The following is a 22,994-nucleotide window of genomic DNA, read 5'->3' on the forward strand; positions in this document are numbered from 1 at the left end:
CGGAAACGCAAGACCGAAGGGAAGCGCCCGGAGGAAAGCCCGAGAGGGTGAGTACAAAGGAAGCGACCGTTCCTTGAGAACTCAACAGCGTGCCAAAAGTCAACGCCAGATATGTTGATACCCCGTCTCCAGCATCAGCTGGGACGAGGTTCCTTTGAAAAAACACAGCGAGGACGCTGTGAACGGTCGGGCCTATTCCGCCTGACTGTTCCGCTCTCGTGGTGTCGACCGGATTACCGGTAAACATTCACGGAGAGTTTGATCCTGGCTCAGGACGAACGCTGGCGGCGTGCTTAACACATGCAAGTCGAACGATGAACCACTTCGGTGGGGATTAGTGGCGAACGGGTGAGTAACACGTGGGCAATCTGCCCTTCACTCTGGGACAAGCCCTGGAAACGGGGTCTAATACCGGATAACACTTCCACTCTCCTGAGTGGAGGTTAAAAGCTCCGGCGGTGAAGGATGAGCCCGCGGCCTATCAGCTTGTTGGTGAGGTAATGGCTCACCAAGGCGACGACGGGTAGCCGGCCTGAGAGGGCGACCGGCCACACTGGGACTGAGACACGGCCCAGACTCCTACGGGAGGCAGCAGTGGGGAATATTGCACAATGGGCGAAAGCCTGATGCAGCGACGCCGCGTGAGGGATGACGGCCTTCGGGTTGTAAACCTCTTTCAGCAGGGAAGAAGCGAAAGTGACGGTACCTGCAGAAGAAGCGCCGGCTAACTACGTGCCAGCAGCCGCGGTAATACGTAGGGCGCGAGCGTTGTCCGGAATTATTGGGCGTAAAGAGCTCGTAGGCGGCTTGTCACGTCGGTTGTGAAAGCCCGGGGCTTAACCCCGGGTCTGCAGTCGATACGGGCAGGCTAGAGTTCGGTAGGGGAGATCGGAATTCCTGGTGTAGCGGTGAAATGCGCAGATATCAGGAGGAACACCGGTGGCGAAGGCGGATCTCTGGGCCGATACTGACGCTGAGGAGCGAAAGCGTGGGGAGCGAACAGGATTAGATACCCTGGTAGTCCACGCCGTAAACGGTGGGCACTAGGTGTGGGCAACATTCCACGTTGTCCGTGCCGCAGCTAACGCATTAAGTGCCCCGCCTGGGGAGTACGGCCGCAAGGCTAAAACTCAAAGGAATTGACGGGGGCCCGCACAAGCGGCGGAGCATGTGGCTTAATTCGACGCAACGCGAAGAACCTTACCAAGGCTTGACATACACCGGAAACGTCCAGAGATGGGCGCCCCCTTGTGGTCGGTGTACAGGTGGTGCATGGCTGTCGTCAGCTCGTGTCGTGAGATGTTGGGTTAAGTCCCGCAACGAGCGCAACCCTTGTCCCGTGTTGCCAGCAAGCCCTTCGGGGTGTTGGGGACTCACGGGAGACCGCCGGGGTCAACTCGGAGGAAGGTGGGGACGACGTCAAGTCATCATGCCCCTTATGTCTTGGGCTGCACACGTGCTACAATGGCCGGTACAATGAGCTGCGATACCGCGAGGTGGAGCGAATCTCAAAAAGCCGGTCTCAGTTCGGATTGGGGTCTGCAACTCGACCCCATGAAGTCGGAGTCGCTAGTAATCGCAGATCAGCATTGCTGCGGTGAATACGTTCCCGGGCCTTGTACACACCGCCCGTCACGTCACGAAAGTCGGTAACACCCGAAGCCGGTGGCCCAACCCCCTTGTGGGGAGGGAGCTGTCGAAGGTGGGACTGGCGATTGGGACGAAGTCGTAACAAGGTAGCCGTACCGGAAGGTGCGGCTGGATCACCTCCTTTCTAAGGAGCACTTCTCAACCAGGCTTGCCTGGTTCAGAGGCCAGTACATCAGCGAATGTCTGATGCTGGTTGCTCATGGGTGGAACGTTGACTATTCGGCCGGGATTTTCGGGTCGGAGGCTGTTAGTACTGCTCGCAAGAGCGTGGAACGCATGATCTTCGGACGGGAGTCGGCCGGGCACGCTGTTGGGTGTCTGAGGGAATGAACTTTCCTCAGCGCCGGCCCCAGTGAACTCGGATCGAAGGTCCGGGGTGATGGGTGGCTGGTCGTTGTTTGAGAACTGCACAGTGGACGCGAGCATCTGTGGCCAAGTTTTTAAGGGCGCACGGTGGATGCCTTGGCACCAGGAACCGATGAAGGACGTGGGAGGCCACGATAGTCCCCGGGGAGTCGTCAACCAGGCTTTGATCCGGGGGTTTCCGAATGGGGAAACCCGGCAGTCGTCATGGGCTGTCACCCGCTGCTGAACACATAGGCAGTGTGGAGGGAACGCGGGGAAGTGAAACATCTCAGTACCCGCAGGAAGAGAAAACAACCGTGATTCCGGGAGTAGTGGCGAGCGAAACCGGATGAGGCCAAACCGTATGCGTGTGAGACCCGGCAGGGGTTGCGTATACGGGGTTGTGGGATCTCTCTTTCATGGTCTGCCGGCCATGAGACGAGTCAGAAACCGTTGATGTAGGCGAAGGACATGCGAAAGGTCCGGCGTAGAGGGTAAGACCCCCGTAGTCGAAACATCAGCGGCTCGTTTGAGAGACACCCAAGTAGCACGGGGCCCGAGAAATCCCGTGTGAATCTGGCGGGACCACCCGCTAAGCCTAAATATTCCCTGGTGACCGATAGCGGATAGTACCGTGAGGGAATGGTGAAAAGTACCGCGGGAGCGGAGTGAAATAGTACCTGAAACCGTGTGCCTACAAGCCGTGGGAGCGTCGGATGGAAGCTTGCTTCCATCTCGTGACTGCGTGCCTTTTGAAGAATGAGCCTGCGAGTTTGCGGTGTGTTGCGAGGTTAACCCGAGTGGGGAAGCCGTAGCGAAAGCGAGTCCGAATAGGGCGGTGGAGTAGCACGCTCAAGACCCGAAGCGGAGTGATCTAGCCATGGGCAGGTTGAAGCGGAGGTAAGACTTCGTGGAGGACCGAACCCACCAGGGTTGAAAACCTGGGGGATGACCTGTGGTTAGGGGTGAAAGGCCAATCAAACTCCGTGATAGCTGGTTCTCCCCGAAATGCATTTAGGTGCAGCGTCGTGTGTTTCTTGCCGGAGGTAGAGCACTGGATAGGCGATGGGCCCTACCGGGTTACTGACCTTAGCCAAACTCCGAATGCCGGTAAGTGAGAGCGCGGCAGTGAGACTGTGGGGGATAAGCTCCATGGTCGAGAGGGAAACAGCCCAGAGCATCGACTAAGGCCCCTAAGCGTACGCTAAGTGGGAAAGGATGTGGAGTCGCAGAGACAACCAGGAGGTTGGCTTAGAAGCAGCCACCCTTGAAAGAGTGCGTAATAGCTCACTGGTCTAGTGATTCCGCGCCGACAATGTAGCGGGGCTCAAGCGTACCGCCGAAGTCGTGTCATTGCAGCTATAGCCCCAACGGGTGCTGTGATGGGTAGGGGAGCGTCGTGTGCCGGGTGAAGCAGCCGCGTAAGCGAGTTGTGGACGGTTCACGAGTGAGAATGCAGGCATGAGTAGCGATTCACACGTGAGAAACGTGTGCGCCGATTGACTAAGGGTTCCTGGGTCAAGCTGATCTGCCCAGGGTAAGTCGGGACCTAAGGCGAGGCCGACAGGCGTAGTCGATGGATAACCGGTTGATATTCCGGTACCCGCTGTGAAGCGTCAAACATCGAGCATCGTGATGCTAAGGCCGTGAAGCCGTTCCGGACCCTTCGGGGAAAGGAAAGTGGTGGAGCCGCCGAACCAAGCGGTTAGTAGGTGAGTGATGGGGTGACGCAGGAAGGTAGTCCAGCCCGGGCGGTGGTTGTCCCGGGGTAAGGGTGTAGCCCGTCATCTAGGTAAATCCGGATGACTTGAGGGTGAGACCTGATGCCGAGCCGATTGTGGTGAAGTGGATGATCCTATGCTGTCGAGAAAAGCCTCTAGCGAGTTTCATGGCGGCCCGTACCCTAAACCGACTCAGGTGGTCAGGTAGAGAATACCGAGGCGTTCGGGTGAACTATGGTTAAGGAACTCGGCAAAATGCCCCCGTAACTTCGGGAGAAGGGGGGCCATCACTGGTGATCCGTTTTACACGGTGAGCTGGGGGTGGCCGCAGAGACCAGCGAGAAGCGACTGTTTACTAAAAACACAGGTCCGTGCGAAGCCGTAAGGCGATGTATACGGACTGACGCCTGCCCGGTGCTGGAACGTTAAGGGGACCGGTTAGTCACTCTTCGGGGTGGCGAAGCTGAGAACTTAAGCGCCAGTAAACGGCGGTGGTAACTATAACCATCCTAAGGTAGCGAAATTCCTTGTCGGGTAAGTTCCGACCTGCACGAATGGCGTAACGACTTCTCGACTGTCTCAACCATAGGCCCGGTGAAATTGCACTACGAGTAAAGATGCTCGTTTCGCGCAGCAGGACGGAAAGACCCCGGGACCTTTACTACAGTTTGATATTGGTGTTCGGTTCGGCTTGTGTAGGATAGCTGGGAGACTGTGAAGCGCTAACGCCAGTTAGTGTGGAGTCGTCGTTGAAATACCAGTCTGGTCGTGCTGGATGTCTAACCTGGGTCCGTGATCCGGATCAGGGACAGTGTCTGATGGGTAGTTTAACTGGGGCGGTTGCCTCCTAAAGAGTAACGGAGGCGCCCAAAGGTTCCCTCAGCCTGGTTGGCAATCAGGTGTTGAGTGTAAGTGCACAAGGGAGCTTGACTGTGAGACCGACGGGTCGAGCAGGGACGAAAGTCGGGACTAGTGATCCGGCGGTGGCTTGTGGAAGCGCCGTCGCTCAACGGATAAAAGGTACCCCGGGGATAACAGGCTGATCTTCCCCAAGAGTCCATATCGACGGGATGGTTTGGCACCTCGATGTCGGCTCGTCGCATCCTGGGGCTGGAGTCGGTCCCAAGGGTTGGGCTGTTCGCCCATTAAAGCGGTACGCGAGCTGGGTTTAGAACGTCGTGAGACAGTTCGGTCCCTATCCGCTGTGCGCGTAGGAGTCTTGAGAAGGGCTGTCCCTAGTACGAGAGGACCGGGACGGACGAACCTCTGGTGTGCCAGTTGTTCTGCCAAGGGCATGGCTGGTTGGCTACGTTCGGGAGGGATAACCGCTGAAAGCATCTAAGCGGGAAGCCTGCTTCGAGATGAGGACTCCCACCTCCTAGAGAGGGTAAGGCTCCCAGTAGACGACTGGGTTGATAGGCCGGATATGGAAGCACGGTAACGTGTGGAGTTGACCGGTACTAATAGGCCGAGGGCTTGTCCTCAGTTGCTCGCGTCCACTGTGTTGGTTCTGAAACCACGAACAGCCCCATGCCATGGCCACGGTATGGTGCGGCATAGTTCCACAGTTTCATAGTGTTTCGGTGGTTATAGCGTAGGGGAAACGCCCGGTTACATTCCGAACCCGGAAGCTAAGCCTTACAGCGCCGATGGTACTGCAGGGGGACCCTGTGGGAGAGTAGGACGCCGCCGAACAATTCTTGGGAAAACCCCGTACCGGCTTCAGCCGGTGCGGGGTTTTCTGCGTGAGATCATGGGTTTTGGCCGTAATCAAGTGTTGACATGCTCAAGACACACACTTACCTTCGTGGCGTTCGGAAAGCGCTTTCTAACGGAGGAGGTACCTCATGAGATCGTCTTCGTTAACGCTGTCGCTCGTCCTCCTGCTCGGTGCGTTGGGGCTCGGTGGCCAGGCGACGGCGGCCGGGCCGGCGCCGATGGCCGAGTCGGCTCCCACCGGGTTCGCCGCCGTCAACGCGCTCGGGCAGAACGGCACCACGGGTGGGGTCGGGGGCGCGACCGTCACCGCCACCACCTCCGAGCAGTTCCTCGAGTACATCGATACCGTGGGACCGCTGATCATCAAGGTGCAGGGCACCATCGACATCACCAGCAAGCAGGGTGTGCGGCCCAACAAGACCATCGTCGGGGTCGGTTCGTCGGCCGTCATCAATGGTGGTGGGCTCGACTTCTACCGGTCGTACAACGTCATCGTGCGGAACATCAAGTTCGCCAACGCCGAGGACGACGCGGTCAACGTCGGGCGGGAGTCGCATCACATCTGGATCGACCACAACGAGTTCGTCGCACCCGTCGACGGTGCTCTCGACATCAACCGGGCGGCCGAGTACGTCACCGTGTCCTGGAACTGGTTCAACAAGACTGACAAGAACATGCTGATCGGGCACTCGGACGGGAACGGCGGCCAGGACGCCGGCAAGCTGAAGGTGAGCATCCACCACAACTTCTTCGACGGGTCGAAGCAGCGGAATCCGCGGGTGCGGTTCGGGGAGCCGGTGCACGTCTACAACAACTACTTCCGGAACAACGAGCTGTATGGGGTCGCGTCCACGATGAACGCGGGGGTGCTCGTCGAGGGGAACTACTTCGAGAACGTCCCCCATCCCTGCTACTCGGCCAGTGGTTATGCCGATTCCGGGCCGGGGCGACTGGTGCAGCGCGGGAACCAGTTCGTGGGGTCGGGGACGTGCGAGACCAACGGCAGCGTGACCGAGCCGCGGACCTTCTACTCGTACACGCTGGATTCGGCGGCCAACGTGCCCTCGCTGGTGCGGGCTGGGGCCGGTGTCGGGAAGATCGGTGCCGTCTAGGGTCTGGTCATGCGCCATGACCTCGTGATCTTCGACAATGACGGTGTCCTCGTCGACAGTGAACCCATCTCCAACCGGCTCCTGGCCGCCTACCTCACCGAGCTGGGGCACCCGACGTCGTACGAGGACTCCGTCCGGGATTACATGGGTTCCGCCATGCACCGGGTGCACGACCTGGTGGAGGAGCGGACCGGGCGGCGGCTGCCGGTGGACTTCGACGACGTGTTCCACGGTCGGGTCTTCGCGGCCTTCGAGCGGGACTTGAAGGCGGTGGCCGGCGTCGAGGAGGTGCTTCAGAAGCTTGCCGCCGACTCCGTGCCGTACTGCGTGGCGTCGTCCGGGAGTCATGAGCGGATCCGGGTCGGGCATCGGACCACCGGTCTCGATCGGTGGTTCGACGAGGGGCGGATCTTCAGTGCGCAGGATGTGGGGAGGGGAAAGCCGGCTCCCGATCTGTTCCTGTACGCGGCCGAGCGGATGGGGGTCGTGCCGGAGCGCTGTGTCGTCGTCGAGGACAGCCCGCTGGGGGTGCGGGCGGCGGTTGCGGCGGGGATGAACGTGTACGGGTTCACCGCCATGACGCCGGCGGAGAGGCTCGTCGGGGCCGGGCGGTTCTTCTCCGACATGCGGGAGCTGACTGAGCTGCTCGTGTGAGGGCATGGAAGCTGAGTCAAATTCATCTTTGGCTGGATCTACCCACGGGTAAGCCTGGGCCCTACGCTCGCCGCCATGACTGATGTGCTGCGGCGCGGCAGGGCCTCGTTGGCGTTCAGCTTCTTGGTGCAGGGGGTCGCCTTCGCTCTGCTCGTGACGCGGATTCCGGCCATCCAGGACCGGTACGGGGTCTCCGACGCGCTGCTTCCCGCCTTCCTGGCCGCCGTGCCGATCCTCGCCGGGGTCGGGAGCGTGACCACCGAGCGGCTGGTGAAGCGGGTGCGGCCGAGCATGCTGCTGCGGTGGTCGCAGCCCGTGGTACTGCTGGCGCTGCTCGGGGTCGGGGCCGGGGAGCGGATGGTGGAACTGGGCGTCGCGCTCGCGGCGTTCGGGCTCGCCGTCGGGGTGCTGGACGCGTCGATGAACATGCTCGGGGTGAGCCTTCAGCGGTCGTACGGGCGCAGCATCATGCTCAGCTTCCACGCCGCCTACAGCCTGGGCGGGATCGCGGGGGCCTCGCTGGCGTGGGTGGGGGCGCACTGGGATCTGGCCTTGTGGGTGTCGTACCTGCCGGTCGTGGCGTTGCTGCTGCCCACGGTGCTGGTGGGGAGCCGGTGGTACGTCGACGACGGGGCGGCGCCGGCGGTGGCGGAGAAGGCGGGCGAGGGCCAGGTCGTCGTCTTCAAGTGGCTGTTGCCGTTGTGTCTGGTGATGACCGTGGCGTACATCGGGGACTCCACGGTCTCCAATTGGAGCGCGAAGTACCTGAAGGACGTGCTCGGGTCTTCGGAGCAGATGGCGACCGTGCCGTACAACGTGTACATGGTCACCACGCTGCTGGGGCGGGCGATCGGGGACCTCGGGGTGCGGCGGTTCGGGGCCGTCGCGGTCGTGCGGGGCGGGGCGCTGGTGGCGGCGGGTGGATTCGCCGTGGTGGCGGTGGCGCCCGGGGCGTGGGTGGGGATGCTGGGGTTCACGCTGCTGGGACTCGGGTTGTGTGTGCTGGTGCCGCAGACGTTCGCGGCGGCCGGCAGGTTGTTCCCCGGGGCTTCGGATGCGGCCGTGGCGCGGCTGAATGTCTTCAACTATGTGGGGTTTTTGATCGGTTCGCCGTTGGTCGGGGCGCTCGGGGACGCGTGGAGCTACCGCGGGGCCATGGTTGTGCCGATGGTGTTGGTGCTGGTGACGCTGGTGTACGCCCGGTCGTTCGCGCCTCAACCGGACCGATACGGTGGCGGACATGAGCGGCCGCGCACAGCTGATGTGGGACGAGGCAGTAACGGGCTATGACTTTGGTCCCGGGCATCCGATGGACCCGGTCCGGCTCGCCCTGACCCGGGGACTGGTCGATGCCTTCGGGCTGGACCGTGAGGTGGAGGTGGTCGCCGCGAAGGCGGCCGGGGAGTCGACGCTGCGGCTCGTCCACCGGGAGGACTACATCGAGGCGGTGAAGGCCGCGTCGGCGGAGCCGGGGTCGGCGGACCAGTCGTACGGGCTGGGGACGATGGACGATCCGGCGTTCGCCGGGATGCACGAGGTGTCGGCGCTGATCGCCGGGCAGTCGGTGGGGGCGGCGGAGGCCGTGTGGCGCGGTGACGCGCTGCACGCGGTGAACTTCGCGGGCGGGCTGCACCACGCGATGCCGGGCGGGGCGTCCGGTTTCTGCATCTACAACGACGCGTCGCTGGCGATCGCCCGGCTGCTGGAGCTCGGGGCCGAGCGGGTGGCGTACATCGACGTGGACGTGCATCACGGGGACGGGGTGCAGGCGGCGTTCTGGGAGGACCCGCGGGTGCTGACGATCTCGCTGCACGAGCATCCCCGGACGCTGTTCCCGCAGACCGGTTGGCCGGAGGAGACCGGGGCGGACTCCGCCGAGGGCTCGGCGGTGAACGTCGCACTGCCGGCCGGAACCGGGGACGCCGGGTGGCTGCGGGCGTTCCACGCGGTCGTGCCGGAGCTGATCGCGGACTTCCGGCCGCAGGTGCTGGTGACGCAGCACGGGGCCGACACGCACTTCGAGGATCCGCTGGCGCATCTGGCGGTGTCGCTGGACGCGCAGCGGGCGGTGCAGGTGGCCTGTCACGACCTGGCGCACGACTACGCCGACGGGCGGTGGGTGGCGCTGGGCGGGGGCGGCTACGCCGTGGTGGACGTCGTGCCGCGGTCGTGGACGCATCTGGTCGGGATCGCGGCGGGCCGGGCCGTGGAGCCCGGTGCGATGATTCCCGAGGGCTGGCGGCAGGAAGCGTTCGCCCGGACCCGGCAGTTGGCCCCGGCGCGGATGACGGACGGACGCTGGCCCGTGGCCTTCCCCGGCTGGGAGGAGGGCTACGACCCCGCGGACCGGCTGGACCAGGCGGTGCTGGCGGCTCGGCGGGCGGTGTTCCCGCTGCGGGGGCTGCTGGCCTGACCGGGCGGTCCTCCTCGTAGGCCGGCCGTGCGGTGTTCGCCGGTTCCCGGGACACGCGAGGCGCCTGTCGCGCACGATCTCCTCGTGCTGACCCCCGAAGCCCTTCGTGCGCACCTGGTGGGCGCACGCCTCGCCGGGACCGTGGCCACGCCTCGTGAGGAGAGCCTGCGGAGTTACCGGCTGTTCGCCGCCCGGGATCCCCGGGTGCTCCTCGGTCTCGATCCCGAAGGGGCCTGGAGTCAGCGGGATTTGGTCGAGCTGATGGCGGACAGGTGCGGTGTTTCGGCCGATTCCCGTCGGACTTCCGGCCAGGACGTGATCGACCCGGAGCGCACCCTGGCCGCGCTGGACGCCTTCGCGGAGCGACTCGCCGTGGCCGCCCGGCGGAGCGCACCCGTGCTCCTCGGCACCGGGCACCCCCACCGGCTGCTCGGTTTCTACGCCGCTCTGGCAGACGCGCTGTCGGCGGCGGGGTGTGAGGTTCTCACCCCCGCGCAGGGTCGCTGTGTCGACATAACGACCCGGTTCGGCCTACGTACGCACAACCTCGACTACGTACGAGGAGTCGCGCTGGTGCGGGGATCCGGCGTGGAACGCCCCGGTTGTGAGCCCGGCGCACATACGCACTCACCTCTCCCGGTTCGTACCGTCTTGGCCGCTGCCGCGGAGGCCGGCGGGCCCCTTCCCGAGCTGGTCATCGGGGACCACGGGTGGGTCTGCGGAGCAGGTCAGCTGGGGTTCGAGGCCATCGGGCCGGCGGATACGGACGACCCCGCCCTGTTCGTCGGTGAGGCCGAGGGGTCCGTCTCCGTCGTCGTTCCACTTGATGACGGAGTGCGGTCTGATTACTACCTGCCGCTTACCCGCTACGTACTCAATCGGGCGTGTCTGTCACAGTAGGCCGCCGATGGGTGCACCTCTTCCCCACTCGCATCACCCGCCCCTACATTGGGGAGTGAGCACGCAGCGACGAAGAGTCACCGGAAGGGGAAGCCGGTGGCCGTCGAGTGCGGAAGGTTCAGGTGTGTCATGGCTGCAGCTGGCGAGAGGCCTCTGAACGAGGTTCAGTTCCTTACCGTGGCGGAAGTCGCCTCGGTGATGCGAGTGTCGAAGATGACCGTGTACCGGTTGGTGCACAGCGGTCATCTGCCCGCGATCCGTGTGGGGCGGTCCTTCCGCGTCCCGGAGCAAGCGGTTCACGAGTACCTCCGCGAGAGTTATGTGGGGGTGGAAACCGCCTGACGGCTGGGGCGGGGTGGTCCCTCACAGGGCACTCGGGACCACCCTGGCCTCCTCGATTACGACCTCAGCGCTCGGGCGGGTAGGCTAGCCCCTCGTAGGTCGTGTGGGCCCATGGCGCCCAAACAACCGAGTGATGAGAAGTGAGCGAGGGTAGTCGTGGGCTCTGTTATCAAGAAGCGGCGCAAGCGGATGGCCAAGAAGAAGCACCGCAAGCTGCTCAAGCGCACGCGCGTTCAGCGTCGCAACAAGAAGTAAGTTCGCGACGCGGACGCCGCGAGAGCGTTGCTGTGGCCCCCCACCCACCGGTGGGGGGCCACACGTGTTCCGGCTCGTACGTCCGGCTGCTTGTCGTCACTTCACGCATCAGGCGGTCATCACAGCGCAACGCCGACCCGCTAAGTTGGCCCCACGGGGGAACGCGGCGGGGCAAGAGGTTTTCTGGAAGGAAGGCGCTGATCTTGGGCAAGGTCGTGCTCGTGACCGGAGTGGCCCGCCCGCTGGGGGGCCGGTTCGTACGGCGGATCCAGCGTGACCCCGAGGTGGACCGGGTCGTCGCCGTGGACGCGGTGCCGCCCGAGCACCATCTGGGCGGCGCGGACTTCGTCCAGGCCGACATCCGGCAGCCCGGAATCGCGCGGGTGCTCGCCGAGACGGGCGCCGACACGATCGTCCACCTGGATGTGACGGGCACGCCGCTGGGCAGCGGCAACCGGGCCTCCCTGAAGGAGACCAACGTCATCGGCACCATGCAGCTGCTCGGTGCCTGCCAGAAATCCCCGAACGTGCGACGGCTGGTCGTGAAGTCCAGCACGAACGTCTACGGCTCCGCGCCCCGCGACCCGGCCGTCTTCACCGAGACGACCCCGCCCAAGTCCCTGCCCAGCGGTGGCTTCGCCAAGGACACGGTGGAGGTCGAGGGCTACGTGCGAGGCTTCGCGCGCCGCCGGCCCGACGTGGCGGTCTGCGTGCTGCGGTTCGCCAACATCCTCGGCCCGACCGCGGACACGCCGCTCGCCTCGTACTTCTCGCTGCCGGTCCTGCCGACCGTGTTCGGCTACGATCCGCGGCTTCAGTTCGTCCACGAGGACGACGTGATCGAGGTGCTGCGGATCGCCTCGCACGAGCCGCGGCGGGGCACGCTCAACAGCGGCACCTTCAACATCGCCGGCGACGGCGTGCTGCTGCTCTCGCAGTGTTCCCGGCGCCTCGGGCGCCCCACCGTGCCGCTGCTGCTCCCGGCCGTCACCTGGGCGGGCTCGCTGGTGCGTACGCTGGGCATGTCGGACTTCTCGCCCGAGCAGATACGGCTGCTCACCCACGGCCGGGTCGTGGCCACGGGCCAGATGCGCGAGACGCTGGGATTCCAGCCCAAGTACACGACCGCGGAGACGTTCGCGGACTTCGCACGCAGCCAAGGTCCCGGACTTCTTCCGCCGGAGGCCCTTGCGGGGGCCGTCGACCGGATCGCCGCGCTGCCCCTCGCGGGCGGCGGCCACCCCCCGACGCAGAGCGCCAACTGAGGAGCGCATCAACGATGGCGGATGCCAAGGTCATTCCGTTCGACGACGACCGGTCCCGCGGGGGCGCCGTGCAGCGTCCGCAGCGGCGCCGGAGCACCGGGAACCGGCGCCCGGGCGCGGAGTCGGCGCCGGTCCGTGAGGTGCAGCCCCTGCCCACCAGGGCTGTTCCGCAGGATGATGTTCCTGTGACGTCTGAGGAACAACCGCCGGAGGGCCCCCAGGGCGGCGAGGGCGGCCTGGAGCGGCGTATCGCGGGCGGCCTGGCCTTCCTGCGCCGCCGCCTCACCGGGGACTACGAGGTCGACGACTTCGGCTACGACGAGGAACTGACCGACCAGGTCCTGATGTCCCTGCTGCGCCCGCTGTACGAGAAGTACTTCCGGGTGGAGGTGAAGGGCGTCGAGAACATCCCGTCGGAGGGCGGCGCCCTGATCGTCGCCAACCACTCCGGGACGCTGCCGATGGACGGCCTCATGATGCAGGTCGCCGTGCACGACAACCACCCGGCGGGCCGGCATCTGCGGCTGCTCGCCGCGGACCTGGTCTTCATGCTGCCGGTGGTCAACGAGCTGGCCCGCAAGCTCGGTCACACCCTGGCCTGTGCCGAGGACGCGTCCCGGCTGCTGGAGCAGGGGGAACTGGTCGGGGTGATGCCGGAGGGCTTCAAGGGCCTCGGGAAGCCCTTCGCGGACCGCTACAAGCTCCAGCGCTTCGGCCGCGGCGGGTTCGTCTCGACCGCCCTGCGCGCCGGGACGCCGATCGTGCCCTGCTCGATCGTCGGGGCCGAGGAGATCTACCCGATGATCGGCAACGCCAAGACGGTCGCCCGGCTGCTGGGCTTCCCGTACTTCCCGATCACGCCCACGTTCCCGTGGCTCGGGCCGCTCGGGGCGGTTCCGCTGCCGACCAAGTGGACGATCCAGTTCGGCGAGCCGATCCCCACGGACGGCTATCCGCCGGAGGCCGCCGAGGACCCGATGCTGATGTTCAACCTGACGGACCAGGTCAGGGAGCAGATCCAGCACACCCTGTACAAGCTGCTGGTGCAGCGCAGGTCGGTCTTCTTCTGAGGCAGCGCGGGACTGAGACCGTGCCCATGACGATGGGGGCGCCCCTCGGAAGGGGCGCCCCCAACTGTCTTACCGCCGGCTAGTTCGCGTCCTCGCCGTCGATGCCCAGCCCGGGCAGCAGGTCGGGCAGGAGCGGCGGGAGCGTCACGTCCGGCTCGGGGACGGGCGTGTTGCCTTCCGCCGACGGCGAGGTGCTCGCCTCGCTGTCCCGCGGCGGGTCGAGCAGACCGCCGGTGTTGCCGCCGAGCAGGCCGTCGCTGTCGCTGCCGGAGCCGGCCGAGCGGCTGGGGCTGCCGGAGCCGGTGCCGCCCTCGTCGGAGTGGCCGCGGCCGCTGTCGCTGGGACGGGCCGACCGGTCGGTGGCCGAGGAGCCGGTGGAGGCCGACTCGGAGGCGCCCTGCCGGTTGCCTTCGCCGCCGCCGCGGGCCGGGGGCTCGGGCAGCAGGGACCGCAGCGGGGCGACGTCCTCCTCTATGGCGTCGAACACCGACGACACCTGCTCGCTGACGTCCCCGAGCTGGACGGGGAGCCTCTCGCGCAGTTCGCCCCAGGCCTCGCGGTGGGAGCGGGAGAACGCGGACAGGGCCTGGATGGGCTCCAGGGAGTCCGGGTCGCGCTGGTACGCCTCGCTCAGCAGCCGGTGGCCTTCCGACGCGTCGTGCCGCATGCCGGACAGGGCACGGCGGATCTCGCCCAGGGACTCGTGGTCCAGCGGGCCGCTGCGGCCCCGCTCCATCAGGCGGCGGGCTTCGCTGAGCCGGGTGGAGGCGTGGTCGAGATAGACCCGGCCGCGCTCGTCGACTCCGTCGGCGAGGCCGAGTTTGACGTCCTCGATGCCGCGCTTGAGGCCGTAGAGCGAATCACCGGGCAGGGCGTCGGAACTGGCTGCGGCGACTCCGCCGAAGGCGCTCGCGGCCACGCCGACGCTGAGCCCGCCCGCGGTGAGGCCCTTGGCGAGGCGGGACCGGGGCCGGAGCTTCTTCAGCGGGCTCGCGCGGTGGGCGCCACGGGCCCGGGGGGAACGCTGTTCGGGCACCGCGCTGTCCGTCGCCCCGCCTCCCGCGGTGCCCTCCTGGAGCATGGCCTCGAACGCGGCCACCAGCTGGGCCCGCTGGACGACCTTGACCTCCGGATCGAGCTCCGGCTTGGGCAGCGCGTCGAGACCGGAGGCGAGCGCCAGCAGGCGTGCCTGTTCGGTCCGCTCCGCGGCGGCCGGTGCCGGTGCCGATCCTTCGGACTGCTCGGCCGCCGTGCCCTGCTCGGACTGCTCCTGAAGGGCCTGGGCGAAGGCGTTCGCCCGCCGGTGCGCCGATACGTTCGCGATCACTGGCGGCACCTCCTCTCGTCATGACGGTCGACTCCCCAGGGGGTCCTGAGGGTTGCACACCCTGACCACGACCACACGATCGAGTGATCGGAGCCGGTCAGGGGGTGACCACAGGGAGCCTGCATCCCGCACAACGAGTGGCGCGGCACTTGGGTTACGGACGCCGGATGATCGGATGCCGAAGTCAACGGACTTTCACGGACAGTGAGTTGACCGTCGCCGAGCGTAGGGCCCGGTCAGCGGGCGTCTTCCGGGAGGAGCCGGGCGAGGGTGCGGACGGCCCGGTACTGGAGGGTCTTGATGGCGCCCTCGTTCTTGCCCATGACGCGGGCGGTCTCGGCGACCGAGAGGCCCTGGAGGAAGCGGAGTGTCACGCACTCCTGCTGCTGGGGATTGAGTCGCCGCACCGCGTCGAGCAGGGCGGCATTGGAGAGGGACTCCAGGACGGAGTCCTCGGGGGAGCGCTCGACCTCGTTGGCGTCGAGCATCTCGCCGGTGGTGACCTCAAGGCGGAAGCGGCTGGACTTGAAGTGGTCCGCCACGAGGTTCCGGGCGATCGTCACCAGCCAGGCGCCGAAGTCGCGCCCCTGCCAGGTGAAGGTCCCGATGCGCCGCAGGGCGCGCAGAAAGGTCTCACTCGTGAGGTCCTCGGCAGTCGCCTTTCCTCCGACCCGGTAGTAGATGTACCGGTAGACGGTGTCGCTGTATTGGTCGTAGAGGCGGCCGAAGGCATCGGACTCGCCGGCCTGGGCCCGCTCCACGAGGTCCATCATGCGGGCGCTGTCGCTGTCCGCCGCCGGCCGTCGGGCGGTGGCCGCGCCGGACGGGCGCCCTCGTCTGCCGACCGCGGCGCTGCCGTCGGCCAGTGCATAGCACGGGCCGACGGGCGCGGCGGTGGCGAATGCGGGGCCGGCGTACGCGGTGGGGACGAAGCCGCGCAACAGGTCGAGGACCGTTGCGCGCAGCGTAGCCAGGCCCGAGGCGTCAACCCCGACGTGTGGGTACACGGGACTCCCAGAGGCAGAGCTTCCATCACGTGCAGTGCGGGACCTTTCACCCGTCGTAGCGACGGAGGGGTACCGGTTTGCGTCTGAGGAGAATAACGCTTCGTGTAGGCCCTGCTACACCGAGTTGCTCAAATCATCGATTACGTCGCTTCGGTAACCGATTGACGCCGCATCAAGTGCCGGAGTGTGAACGGTTGTTGATCGGAACGGTTCGGGTTGAGGCTGAGTCCAGGGCGTGTTGTGGCCGTGTGCAGCCAAGAGGACTGGATGCGAGGTTGTGGGGGTACGCCAGTTGGATTTACGGCGTTTGTCATCCAGAAAACGAAGGTGTCACGGACTGATCGGCCGTTGGCCGATCGGTCGTCAGCGGCGACGGCGGTGCAGGGCGATCGCCGCCGCCGTGCCGCCGGCCACCGCGCCCACGCCGGCCGCGGCCGGGATGCCGACCTTGGCCGCCTTGCGGCCGGTGCGGTAGTCGCGCAGCCGCCAGTCCAGCCGGCGGGCGTGCTTGCGCAGCTTGGAGTCCGGGTTGATGGCGTAGGGGTGGCCGACCAGGGACAGCATCGGAATGTCGTTGTGCGAGTCGCTGTAGGCGGCGCAGCGGCTCAGGTCCAGGCCCTCGGCCGCGGCCAGCGCGCGGACCGCCTCGGCCTTCGCGGGGCCGTGCAGCGGTTCGCCGACCAGCTTGCCCGTGTAGACGCCGTCGACCGACTCGGCGACCGTGCCCAGGGCGCCGGTCAGGCCCAGGCGGCGGGCGATGACCTGGGCGATCTCGACGGGGGCCGCCGTGACGAGCCAGACCTTCTGGCCCGCGTCCAGGTGGGCCTGGGCCAGGGCGCGGGTGCCGGGCCAGATGCGCTCGGCCATGTACTCGTCGTAGATCTCCTCGCCGATCGTCTGGAGCTCCGCGACGCGGTGGCCCTTGACGATCGACAGGGCCGAGTCGCGGGCCTCCTGCATGTGCTCGGGGTCCTCGACCCCGGCCAGCCGGAACCACGCCTGCTGCCAGGCGAACCGGGCCAGCTCGCGTGTCTCGAAGAACTTCCGCTTGTACAGGCCCCGCCCGAAGTGGAAGAGGGCGGCGCCCTGCATGACGGTGTTGTCCAGGTCGAAGAAGGCGGCGGCCTGGTCGTCGCCGTGGACCGGGAACTGCGGTTCCTCGGTCGTGCCGGCGGCCTCCTGTGAGGACTTGCGGGCAGCCTCCGCCGAGGCCTCGCCTGCCAAAACGCTCCTCGCCGTGGCGGAGCGCCTACGGGGAGTGAGCCATCCGAGAGCGGCCATGGCGTGAGCATAGCCAGTTTGTTCGGGGGTTCCGGCGTCGAGAGGTTTGGAGCGTGTGAACTCTCGGCGAGTGTGTCGTTACAGATGTCGCCCGGACGGACGTGGCCGGCGTGTCCGCCGGTGCGTTCGCGAGGGTTCCCCTGGTTCGCCGGCGCGCGACAATGTCCGACATGAGTCCCCTCTTCCGTCGCAGGCCCCCTCGGGACCGGCTCGTCACCCTGATCCGCAAGCCCGGCTGTCATCTGTGTGATGACGCACAGGTCGTTGTGGAGAAGGTGTGCGGTGATCTGGGAGTCCCCTGGGAGCAGAAGGACATCACCGAGGACCGGGAACTGCACGACCGGTACTGGGAACAGATCCCGGTCGTGCTGGTGGACGGCAGGCAGCACACGTTCTGGCGTGTGAACGAGGACCGCCTGCGCAAGGCGCTGACCGACTGATCCCGGCCGGTCCCCCAACTGACCGAGCAGTCCAAAGAGGCCGGAACGTCGCTTAGGATCGACGGCGGCTGGTCTCGGGGGCGGGATACACAGAGGAGTGTGTGCGGTTTTGCCCCCAGAAGTAGAGGAACAGTGGTGCGAGCGCGCCGGTTCCCCACGAGTGCGCCGGGGGCGCGTGACCCCGGTCACGTTGGCCGGGCAAATCGGACACCATCTTTGTGCACGCGTTCACAAAGACATAGCCTGCTTTCGACGGGGCGGTCATGTAGGGACGTATGACCGCCTACAGCCCCGCTCTACCCGCAGGAGCACCGTGGCAACTGGCCGAACTCACCGACCGGCGACCCGCAGCCGAGGGATTCCCGAGGCCACCGTCGCCCGGCTTCCGCTGTACCTCCGCGCTCTGACCGCGCTGTCGGAACGCTCGGTGCCCACGGTCTCCTCCGAGGAGCTCGCGGCCGCGGCGGGGGTCAACTCCGCGAAGCTGCGCAAGGACTTCTCCTACCTCGGCTCCTACGGGACCCGGGGCGTCGGCTACGACGTCGAGTATCTCGTCTACCAGATCTCCCGCGAGCTGGGCCTCACCCAGGACTGGCCCGTCGTGATCGTCGGTATCGGTAACCTCGGCGCCGCCCTCGCCAACTACGGAGGGTTCGCCTCCCGCGGCTTCCGGGTCGCCGCGCTGATCGACGCCGACCCGGCCATGGCGGGCAAGCCCGTCGCCGGGATCCCCGTGCAGCACTCCGACGACCTGGAAAAGATCATCCAGGACAACGGCGTGTCGATCGGTGTCATCGCCACCCCCGCCGGTGCCGCCCAGCAGGTCTGCGACCGGCTCGTGGCCGCCGGTGTCACCTCCATCCTGAACTTCGCGCCTACCGTGCTGTCCGTCCCGGACGGGGTCGACGTGCGCAAGGTCGACCTCTCCATCGAGCTGCAGATCCTCGCCTTCCACGAGCAGCGCAAGGCCGGCGAGGAGGCCGCCGCCTCCGACGGCGGCGTCCCGGCCGCCGCCGCGCGCAGCGACGCCGCCGACCAGGGGCCCGACGGGGACATGCCCGCCGTGATGCCGGCATGAGCCTCCTCGTCGTCGGACTCAGCCACCGCAGCGCCCCGGTCAGCGTGCTGGAGCGGGCCTCGCTCAACGCGGACGCGCAGGTCAAGCTGCTCCAGGACACGGTCGCCGCCGAACCGGCCGCCGAGGCCGCGGTGCTCGCCACCTGCAACCGCATCGAGCTCTACGCCGACGTGGACAAGTTCCACGCCGGTGTCGCCGAGCTGTCCACGCTGCTCGCCCAGCACAGCGGCGTCGGCCTGGAGGAGCTCACCCCCTATCTCTACGTGCACTACGAGGACCGGGCCGTCCACCACCTGTTCTCGGTGGCCTGCGGGCTGGACTCGATGGTCGTCGGCGAGGGCCAGATCCTCGGCCAGATCAAGGACTCCCTGGCCCGCGCGCAGGAGCTGAACTCCGCCGGCCGGCTGCTGAACGACCTGTTCCAGCAGGCCCTGAGGGTCGGCAAGCGCGCCCACTCCGAGACCGGCATCGACCGCGCCGGCCAGTCCCTGGTCACCTTCGGCCTGGAGCAACTGGCCGCGGGCGGCGATGTGGAGACCTGGGCCCGGGGCAAGAAGGCCCTGGTCATCGGCGCCGGGTCGATGTCCTCCCTGGCCGCCGCGACGCTCGCGCGGGCCGGGGTCGCCGAGGTCGTCGTCGCCAACCGCACCTTCGACCGTGCCGAGCGCCTCGCGCAGATCCTCGCCGAGGGCGACGACACGGACGTGCTGGCCCGCGCGGTCCCGATGGAGTCGGTGCCGTTCGAGCTGACACGTGCCGACGTCGCCGTCTCCTGCACCGGCGCGACGGGCCTGGTCATGACGGCCGAGTCGGTCGCCGCCGCGGTGGAGGGCCGTACGGCCGAGCCGTCGGCCGTGGCCGACGGAACGCCCGCCCCGGACGGTGAGCCGGGCCGGACGGCCGCCACGGGCGCCGGGCGGGGCAACCTGCCCGCCACCGGCCTCGGCGCCGAGGACGGCTGCCCGCTGGACCTGCCCGCGGTGCAGGGCACCGCCGGGTTCTCCGTGCTCGGCGAGGCCGCCGTGGCCGGTATGGCCGCCGCCGACCTGGAGCAGCACGCGGCGTGGGTGGACAACGGCACGGTGGGCGGCGCCCAGCGCGCGGCCAGGCCGGGGACGGCCGGCCCGCTCGACCCCACGCCGGACGCCGACGCCATCGCCGCGCTCGCCGCGACCGTGGCCGCAGTCGGCCGGATCCCCGAGCGGCGCAGGCCCGAGCCGGCCGACGAGCCGCCGCGGCCCCAGCCCGTGCTCTTCCTGCTCGACCTGGCGATGCCGCGCGACATAGACGCGGCCGCGCACCGGCTGGCCGGGGTGCGGCTGGTGGACATCGAGTCGCTGGCGGAGGCCTCCGCGGGCGCTCCGATGGCTGCCGATGTGGACCAGGTCCGGCGTATCGTCTCCGACGAGGTCGCGGCCTTCGGGGCAGCACTGCGGGCCGCGCACATCACGCCGACCGTGGTCGCCCTGCGCACCATGGCCGCCGATGTCGTGGCCAGTGAGATCGCCCGCCTGGACGGACGGCTTCCCGGCCTCGACGACAAGCACCGCGCGGAGATCACCCAGACCGTGCGGCGCGTGGTGGACAAGCTGCTGCACGCGCCGACCGTACGGGTCAAGCAACTCGCGGCCGAGCCCGGCGGCGCCGGGTACGCGGACGCGCTGCGGACCCTGTTCGACCTCGACCCGGAGACGGTTGCCGCCGTCTCCCGGGCCGAGGACAGCACAGAGAAAGACCGAGGGCCGGCATGAACGACAAGACGCTGAGGCTCGGTACGCGGCGGAGCAGGCTCGCCCTGGCCCAGTCCGGGCAGGTGGCCGAGGCCGTGAGCCGGGTGACCGGGCGGCCCGTGGAACTCGTCGAGATCACCACGTACGGCGATGTCTCGCGTGAGCAGCTCGCCCAGATCGGCGGCACGGGTGTGTTCGTGACCGCCCTGCGCGACGCGCTGCTCAAGGGCGAGGTCGACTTCGCGGTGCACTCGCTGAAGGACCTGCCGACCACGCAGCCCGATGAGCTGGTGGTGGCCGCCGTACCCGCGCGGGAGGACCCGCGGGACGTGATCGTCGCCCGGGACGCGCTGAAGTTCACCGACCTGCCCAGCGGGGCCCGCATCGGTACCGGTTCGCCGCGCCGCATGGCCCAGCTCAACGCGTACGCGCGCAGCCACGGCCTGGACATAGCGACGGTCCCGATCCGCGGCAACGTCGACACGCGGATCGGATACGTACGGTCCGGTGAGCTCGACGCCGTCGTGCTGGCCGCCGCCGGACTGAACCGGATCGGCCGGGGTGACGAAGTGACCGACTTCCTGTCGGTCGACACGGTTTTGCCCGCCCCCGGCCAGGGGGCACTGGCGATCGAGTGTGCCGCGGGCAACGCGGACCTCGTCGCAGCGCTCGCCGAACTCGACGACCCGTTCACGCGGGTCGCCGTGACGGCCGAGCGGTCACTGCTCGCCGCCCTGGAGGCCGGTTGCAGCGCCCCTGTGGGCGCGCTGGCCGACCTTCTGGCCGACGGGCAGATTGTCAAGGAAATGCGCCTGCGCGGCGTCGTCGGGACCACCGACGGCACGCGGATGGTGCAGCTGTCCACCACCGGTCCCGTGCCCGAGACACACGACGGGGCAATGGCGCTCGGTCGCGAACTCGCGGCCGAGATGCTCGCCCAGGGCGCGGCCGGTCTGATGGGGGAGCGAGCACATTGAGCCCCACCACCCTTTCCGCCGGTCCTGAACACGGGCACGTCACCTTCCTGGGTGCCGGACCCGGAGATCCGGGACTGCTTACTCTGCGCGCCGTCGAGGCGCTGGCGAACGCGGACGTCCTCGTCGCCGAGCACGAAGTGCTCGACGTCGTACGTCAGCACGCCAGGCAGGGCGTCTCCGAAGTGAACACGGACTCGGATCCTTCCCAGGAGCCGGGTCCGGGCACAGGAGCGCCCCAGCTGACGGTAGTTGACGGCACGTCAACCGCCGTCGCCGCCCCCGCGGTGCGGGATGCCGCACATCTTGTCATGGAGGCCGCACGGGGCGGCAGGCGGGTCGTGCGTGCGGTGTCCGGGGACCCCGGACTCGACACGTACGCCGCCGAGGAGATGCTGGCGTGCGCCGCCGCCGGGGTGCCCTTCGAGGTCGTCCCCGGTATCGCGAGCGCCGTCGGTGTGCCCGCGTACGCCGGTGTGCCGCTGCGGGACGCGCAGGGCGCGGACGTGCGGTTCGTGGACGCGCGGACGGCGTCGGACCGGTGCTGGACGGAGGTCGGGGCGTCGGACGGCACGGTCGTCGTGTCCACCACGCTGGACTCCGTCTCCGCGGCGGCCGGCGAGCTCGTCTCCGCGGGCCGCAAGCCGGACACCCCGATGACGGTCACCGTCGCCGGTACGACCACCCGGCAGCGCACCTGGACCGCCACGCTCGGCACGATCGCGCAGACGCTGAAGCAGGCCAAGGTGCTGCCCTCGCCCGACGGCGGCCGGCCCGTGATAGCCGTGGTCGGTGAGCGTTCCGCCGCCGCCCAGCGCGACCAGCTGGCGTGGTTCGAGTCCAAGCCGCTGTTCGGCTGGAAGGTGCTCGTGCCGCGCACCAAGGAGCAGGCGGCGTCGCTTTCCGACCAGCTGCGGTCGTACGGGGCCGTGCCGCACGAGGTGCCGACCATCGCCGTCGAGCCGCCGCGCACGCCCCAGCAGATGGAGCGGGCGGTCAAGGGCCTGGTGACGGGCCGCTACGAGTGGATCGCCTTCACCTCGGTGAACGCGGTCAAGGCCGTGCGCGAGAAGTTCGAGGAGTACGGGCTCGACGCGCGTGCCTTCGCGGGCATCAAGGTCGCGGCCGTGGGCGAGCAGACGGCCAACGCGCTGATCGCCTTCGGCGTGAAGCCGGACCTGGTGCCGAGCGGGGAGCAGTCGGCCGCCGGTCTGCTGGAGGACTGGCCGCCCTACGACCCGGTCTTCGACCCGATCGACCGGGTGTTCCTGCCGCGGGCCGACATCGCCACGGAGACGCTGGTCGCCGGGCTGATCGAGCTGGGCTGGGAGGTCGACGACGTCACGGCCTACCGGACCGTGCGGGCCTCGCCGCCGCCGGCGGAGACGCGCGAGGCGATCAAGGGCGGCGGGTTCGACGCCGTGCTGTTCACGTCGTCGTCGACCGTGCGGAACCTGGTCGGTATCGCCGGCAAGCCGCACAACGTGACCGTGATCGCCTGTATCGGGCCGGCCACGGCGAAGACCGCCGAGGAGCACGGGCTCCGGGTGGACGTGATGGCTCCGGAGCCGTCCGTGCACAAGCTGGCGGAGGCGCTGGCCGACTTCGGCGCGAAGCGGAGAGCTGCTGCTCTCGAGGCCGGGGATCCGGTGACGCGGCCGAGCGAGCGGCGGCCGGGGGCCCGGCGGCGGCGTTCGACGACGTAAGCGGA

The 22,994-nt window shown here is 67.6% G+C and carries 17 protein-coding genes and 3 rRNA genes; 17 read left to right on the plus strand and 3 right to left on the minus strand.

Annotation, left to right across the window (positions count from 1 at the left end; all coding sequences use genetic code 11):
- Positions 1-246 precede the first annotated feature (246 nt).
- From CP976_RS24695 to CP976_RS24750, 12 genes are all read left to right on the plus strand, one after another.
- A 16S ribosomal RNA gene (locus tag CP976_RS24695) occupies positions 247-1,774 on the plus strand.
- A gap of 306 nt (positions 1,775-2,080) precedes the next feature.
- Positions 2,081-5,200, plus strand: a 23S ribosomal RNA gene (locus CP976_RS24700).
- 95 nt (positions 5,201-5,295) lie between these two features.
- Positions 5,296-5,411: ribosomal RNA gene (gene rrf / locus CP976_RS24705) — 5S ribosomal RNA — on the plus strand.
- The 16S, 23S and 5S rRNA genes sit together here, the layout of an rRNA operon.
- 152 nt (positions 5,412-5,563) lie before the next feature.
- Positions 5,564-6,547 (plus strand): pectate lyase family protein, encoded by a 984-nt coding sequence (locus CP976_RS24710; protein ID WP_150482332.1) that lies wholly within the window; start codon positions 5,564-5,566, stop codon positions 6,545-6,547.
- A 9-nt stretch (positions 6,548-6,556) separates the two neighbouring features.
- Positions 6,557-7,201, plus strand: a complete 645-nt coding sequence (locus tag CP976_RS24715) for an HAD family hydrolase (RefSeq protein ID WP_150482333.1) — start codon at positions 6,557-6,559, stop codon at positions 7,199-7,201.
- Between the two features lie 75 nt (positions 7,202-7,276).
- The gene (locus CP976_RS24720) at positions 7,277-8,491 is read left to right on the plus strand and encodes an MFS transporter (RefSeq protein ID WP_150482334.1); all 1,215 of its coding nucleotides are present in this window, start codon (positions 7,277-7,279) and stop codon (positions 8,489-8,491) included.
- On the plus strand, positions 8,442-9,614 hold the full coding sequence (locus CP976_RS24725) for an acetoin utilization protein AcuC (protein ID WP_150482335.1): 1,173 nt from the start codon (positions 8,442-8,444) through the stop codon (positions 9,612-9,614). Before CP976_RS24720 ends, CP976_RS24725 begins: the two co-directional genes overlap by 50 nt.
- 84 nt (positions 9,615-9,698) lie before the next feature.
- Positions 9,699-10,514 (plus strand): phosphatase, encoded by an 816-nt coding sequence (locus tag CP976_RS24730; protein WP_150482336.1) that lies wholly within the window; start codon positions 9,699-9,701, stop codon positions 10,512-10,514.
- 129 nt (positions 10,515-10,643) lie between these two features.
- A complete protein-coding gene (locus CP976_RS24735) occupies positions 10,644-10,856 on the plus strand; it encodes a helix-turn-helix domain-containing protein (RefSeq protein ID WP_004984898.1) in 213 nt (70 codons plus the stop codon).
- A 156-nt stretch (positions 10,857-11,012) separates the two neighbouring features.
- A complete protein-coding gene (locus CP976_RS24740; protein ID WP_003948845.1) occupies positions 11,013-11,111 on the plus strand; it encodes a 30S ribosomal protein bS22 in 99 nt (32 codons plus the stop codon).
- Positions 11,112-11,314: 203 nt separating this feature from the next.
- A complete protein-coding gene (locus tag CP976_RS24745) occupies positions 11,315-12,376 on the plus strand; it encodes an NAD-dependent epimerase/dehydratase family protein (protein WP_086852370.1) in 1,062 nt (353 codons plus the stop codon).
- A 14-nt stretch (positions 12,377-12,390) separates the two neighbouring features.
- The gene (locus CP976_RS24750; RefSeq protein ID WP_150482337.1) at positions 12,391-13,446 is read left to right on the plus strand and encodes a lysophospholipid acyltransferase family protein; all 1,056 of its coding nucleotides are present in this window, start codon (positions 12,391-12,393) and stop codon (positions 13,444-13,446) included.
- Between the two features lie 79 nt (positions 13,447-13,525).
- Here the strand turns inward: CP976_RS24750 and CP976_RS24755 are convergent, their stop codons facing one another.
- The 3 genes from CP976_RS24755 to CP976_RS24765 form a co-directional block, all read right to left on the minus strand.
- Positions 13,526-14,773 carry a DUF5667 domain-containing protein gene (locus CP976_RS24755; RefSeq protein WP_167537408.1) on the minus strand — a complete coding sequence of 416 codons (1,248 nt, stop codon included), beginning with the start codon at positions 14,771-14,773 and terminating at the stop codon, positions 13,526-13,528.
- Between the two features lie 236 nt (positions 14,774-15,009).
- The gene (locus CP976_RS24760) at positions 15,010-15,780 is read right to left on the minus strand and encodes an ECF subfamily RNA polymerase sigma factor, BldN family (RefSeq protein ID WP_086852376.1); all 771 of its coding nucleotides are present in this window, start codon (positions 15,778-15,780) and stop codon (positions 15,010-15,012) included.
- Positions 15,781-16,143: 363 nt separating this feature from the next.
- Entirely contained in the window at positions 16,144-17,061 is a 918-nt protein-coding gene (locus CP976_RS24765; protein ID WP_150482339.1) for an HAD family hydrolase, read from the minus strand.
- 161 nt (positions 17,062-17,222) lie between these two features.
- Between CP976_RS24765 and CP976_RS24770 the strand changes: the two genes are divergently transcribed.
- The 5 genes from CP976_RS24770 to CP976_RS24790 all read left to right on the plus strand — a co-directional run bounded on the left by CP976_RS24770 (position 17,223) and on the right by CP976_RS24790 (position 22,989).
- The gene (locus tag CP976_RS24770) at positions 17,223-17,501 is read left to right on the plus strand and encodes a glutaredoxin family protein (protein WP_150482340.1); all 279 of its coding nucleotides are present in this window, start codon (positions 17,223-17,225) and stop codon (positions 17,499-17,501) included.
- Positions 17,502-17,814: 313 nt separating this feature from the next.
- Positions 17,815-18,579, plus strand: a complete 765-nt coding sequence (locus CP976_RS24775) for a redox-sensing transcriptional repressor Rex (protein ID WP_150482341.1) — start codon at positions 17,815-17,817, stop codon at positions 18,577-18,579.
- Complete coding sequence (locus CP976_RS24780) at positions 18,576-20,330, plus strand: glutamyl-tRNA reductase (RefSeq protein ID WP_150482342.1); 1,755 nt, start codon at positions 18,576-18,578, stop codon at positions 20,328-20,330. The genes CP976_RS24775 and CP976_RS24780 overlap by 4 nt, the downstream gene beginning before the upstream one ends.
- A complete protein-coding gene (hemC, locus tag CP976_RS24785) occupies positions 20,327-21,286 on the plus strand; it encodes a hydroxymethylbilane synthase (RefSeq protein WP_150482343.1) in 960 nt (319 codons plus the stop codon). The genes CP976_RS24780 and hemC overlap by 4 nt, the downstream gene beginning before the upstream one ends.
- The gene (locus tag CP976_RS24790; RefSeq protein WP_150482344.1) at positions 21,283-22,989 is read left to right on the plus strand and encodes a bifunctional uroporphyrinogen-III C-methyltransferase/uroporphyrinogen-III synthase; all 1,707 of its coding nucleotides are present in this window, start codon (positions 21,283-21,285) and stop codon (positions 22,987-22,989) included. Before hemC ends, CP976_RS24790 begins: the two co-directional genes overlap by 4 nt.
- The last annotated feature ends 5 nt before the right edge of the window (positions 22,990-22,994 follow it).

This window comes from Streptomyces coeruleorubidus, assembly GCF_008705135.1.
Classification (GTDB): domain Bacteria; phylum Actinomycetota; class Actinomycetes; order Streptomycetales; family Streptomycetaceae; genus Streptomyces; species Streptomyces coeruleofuscus.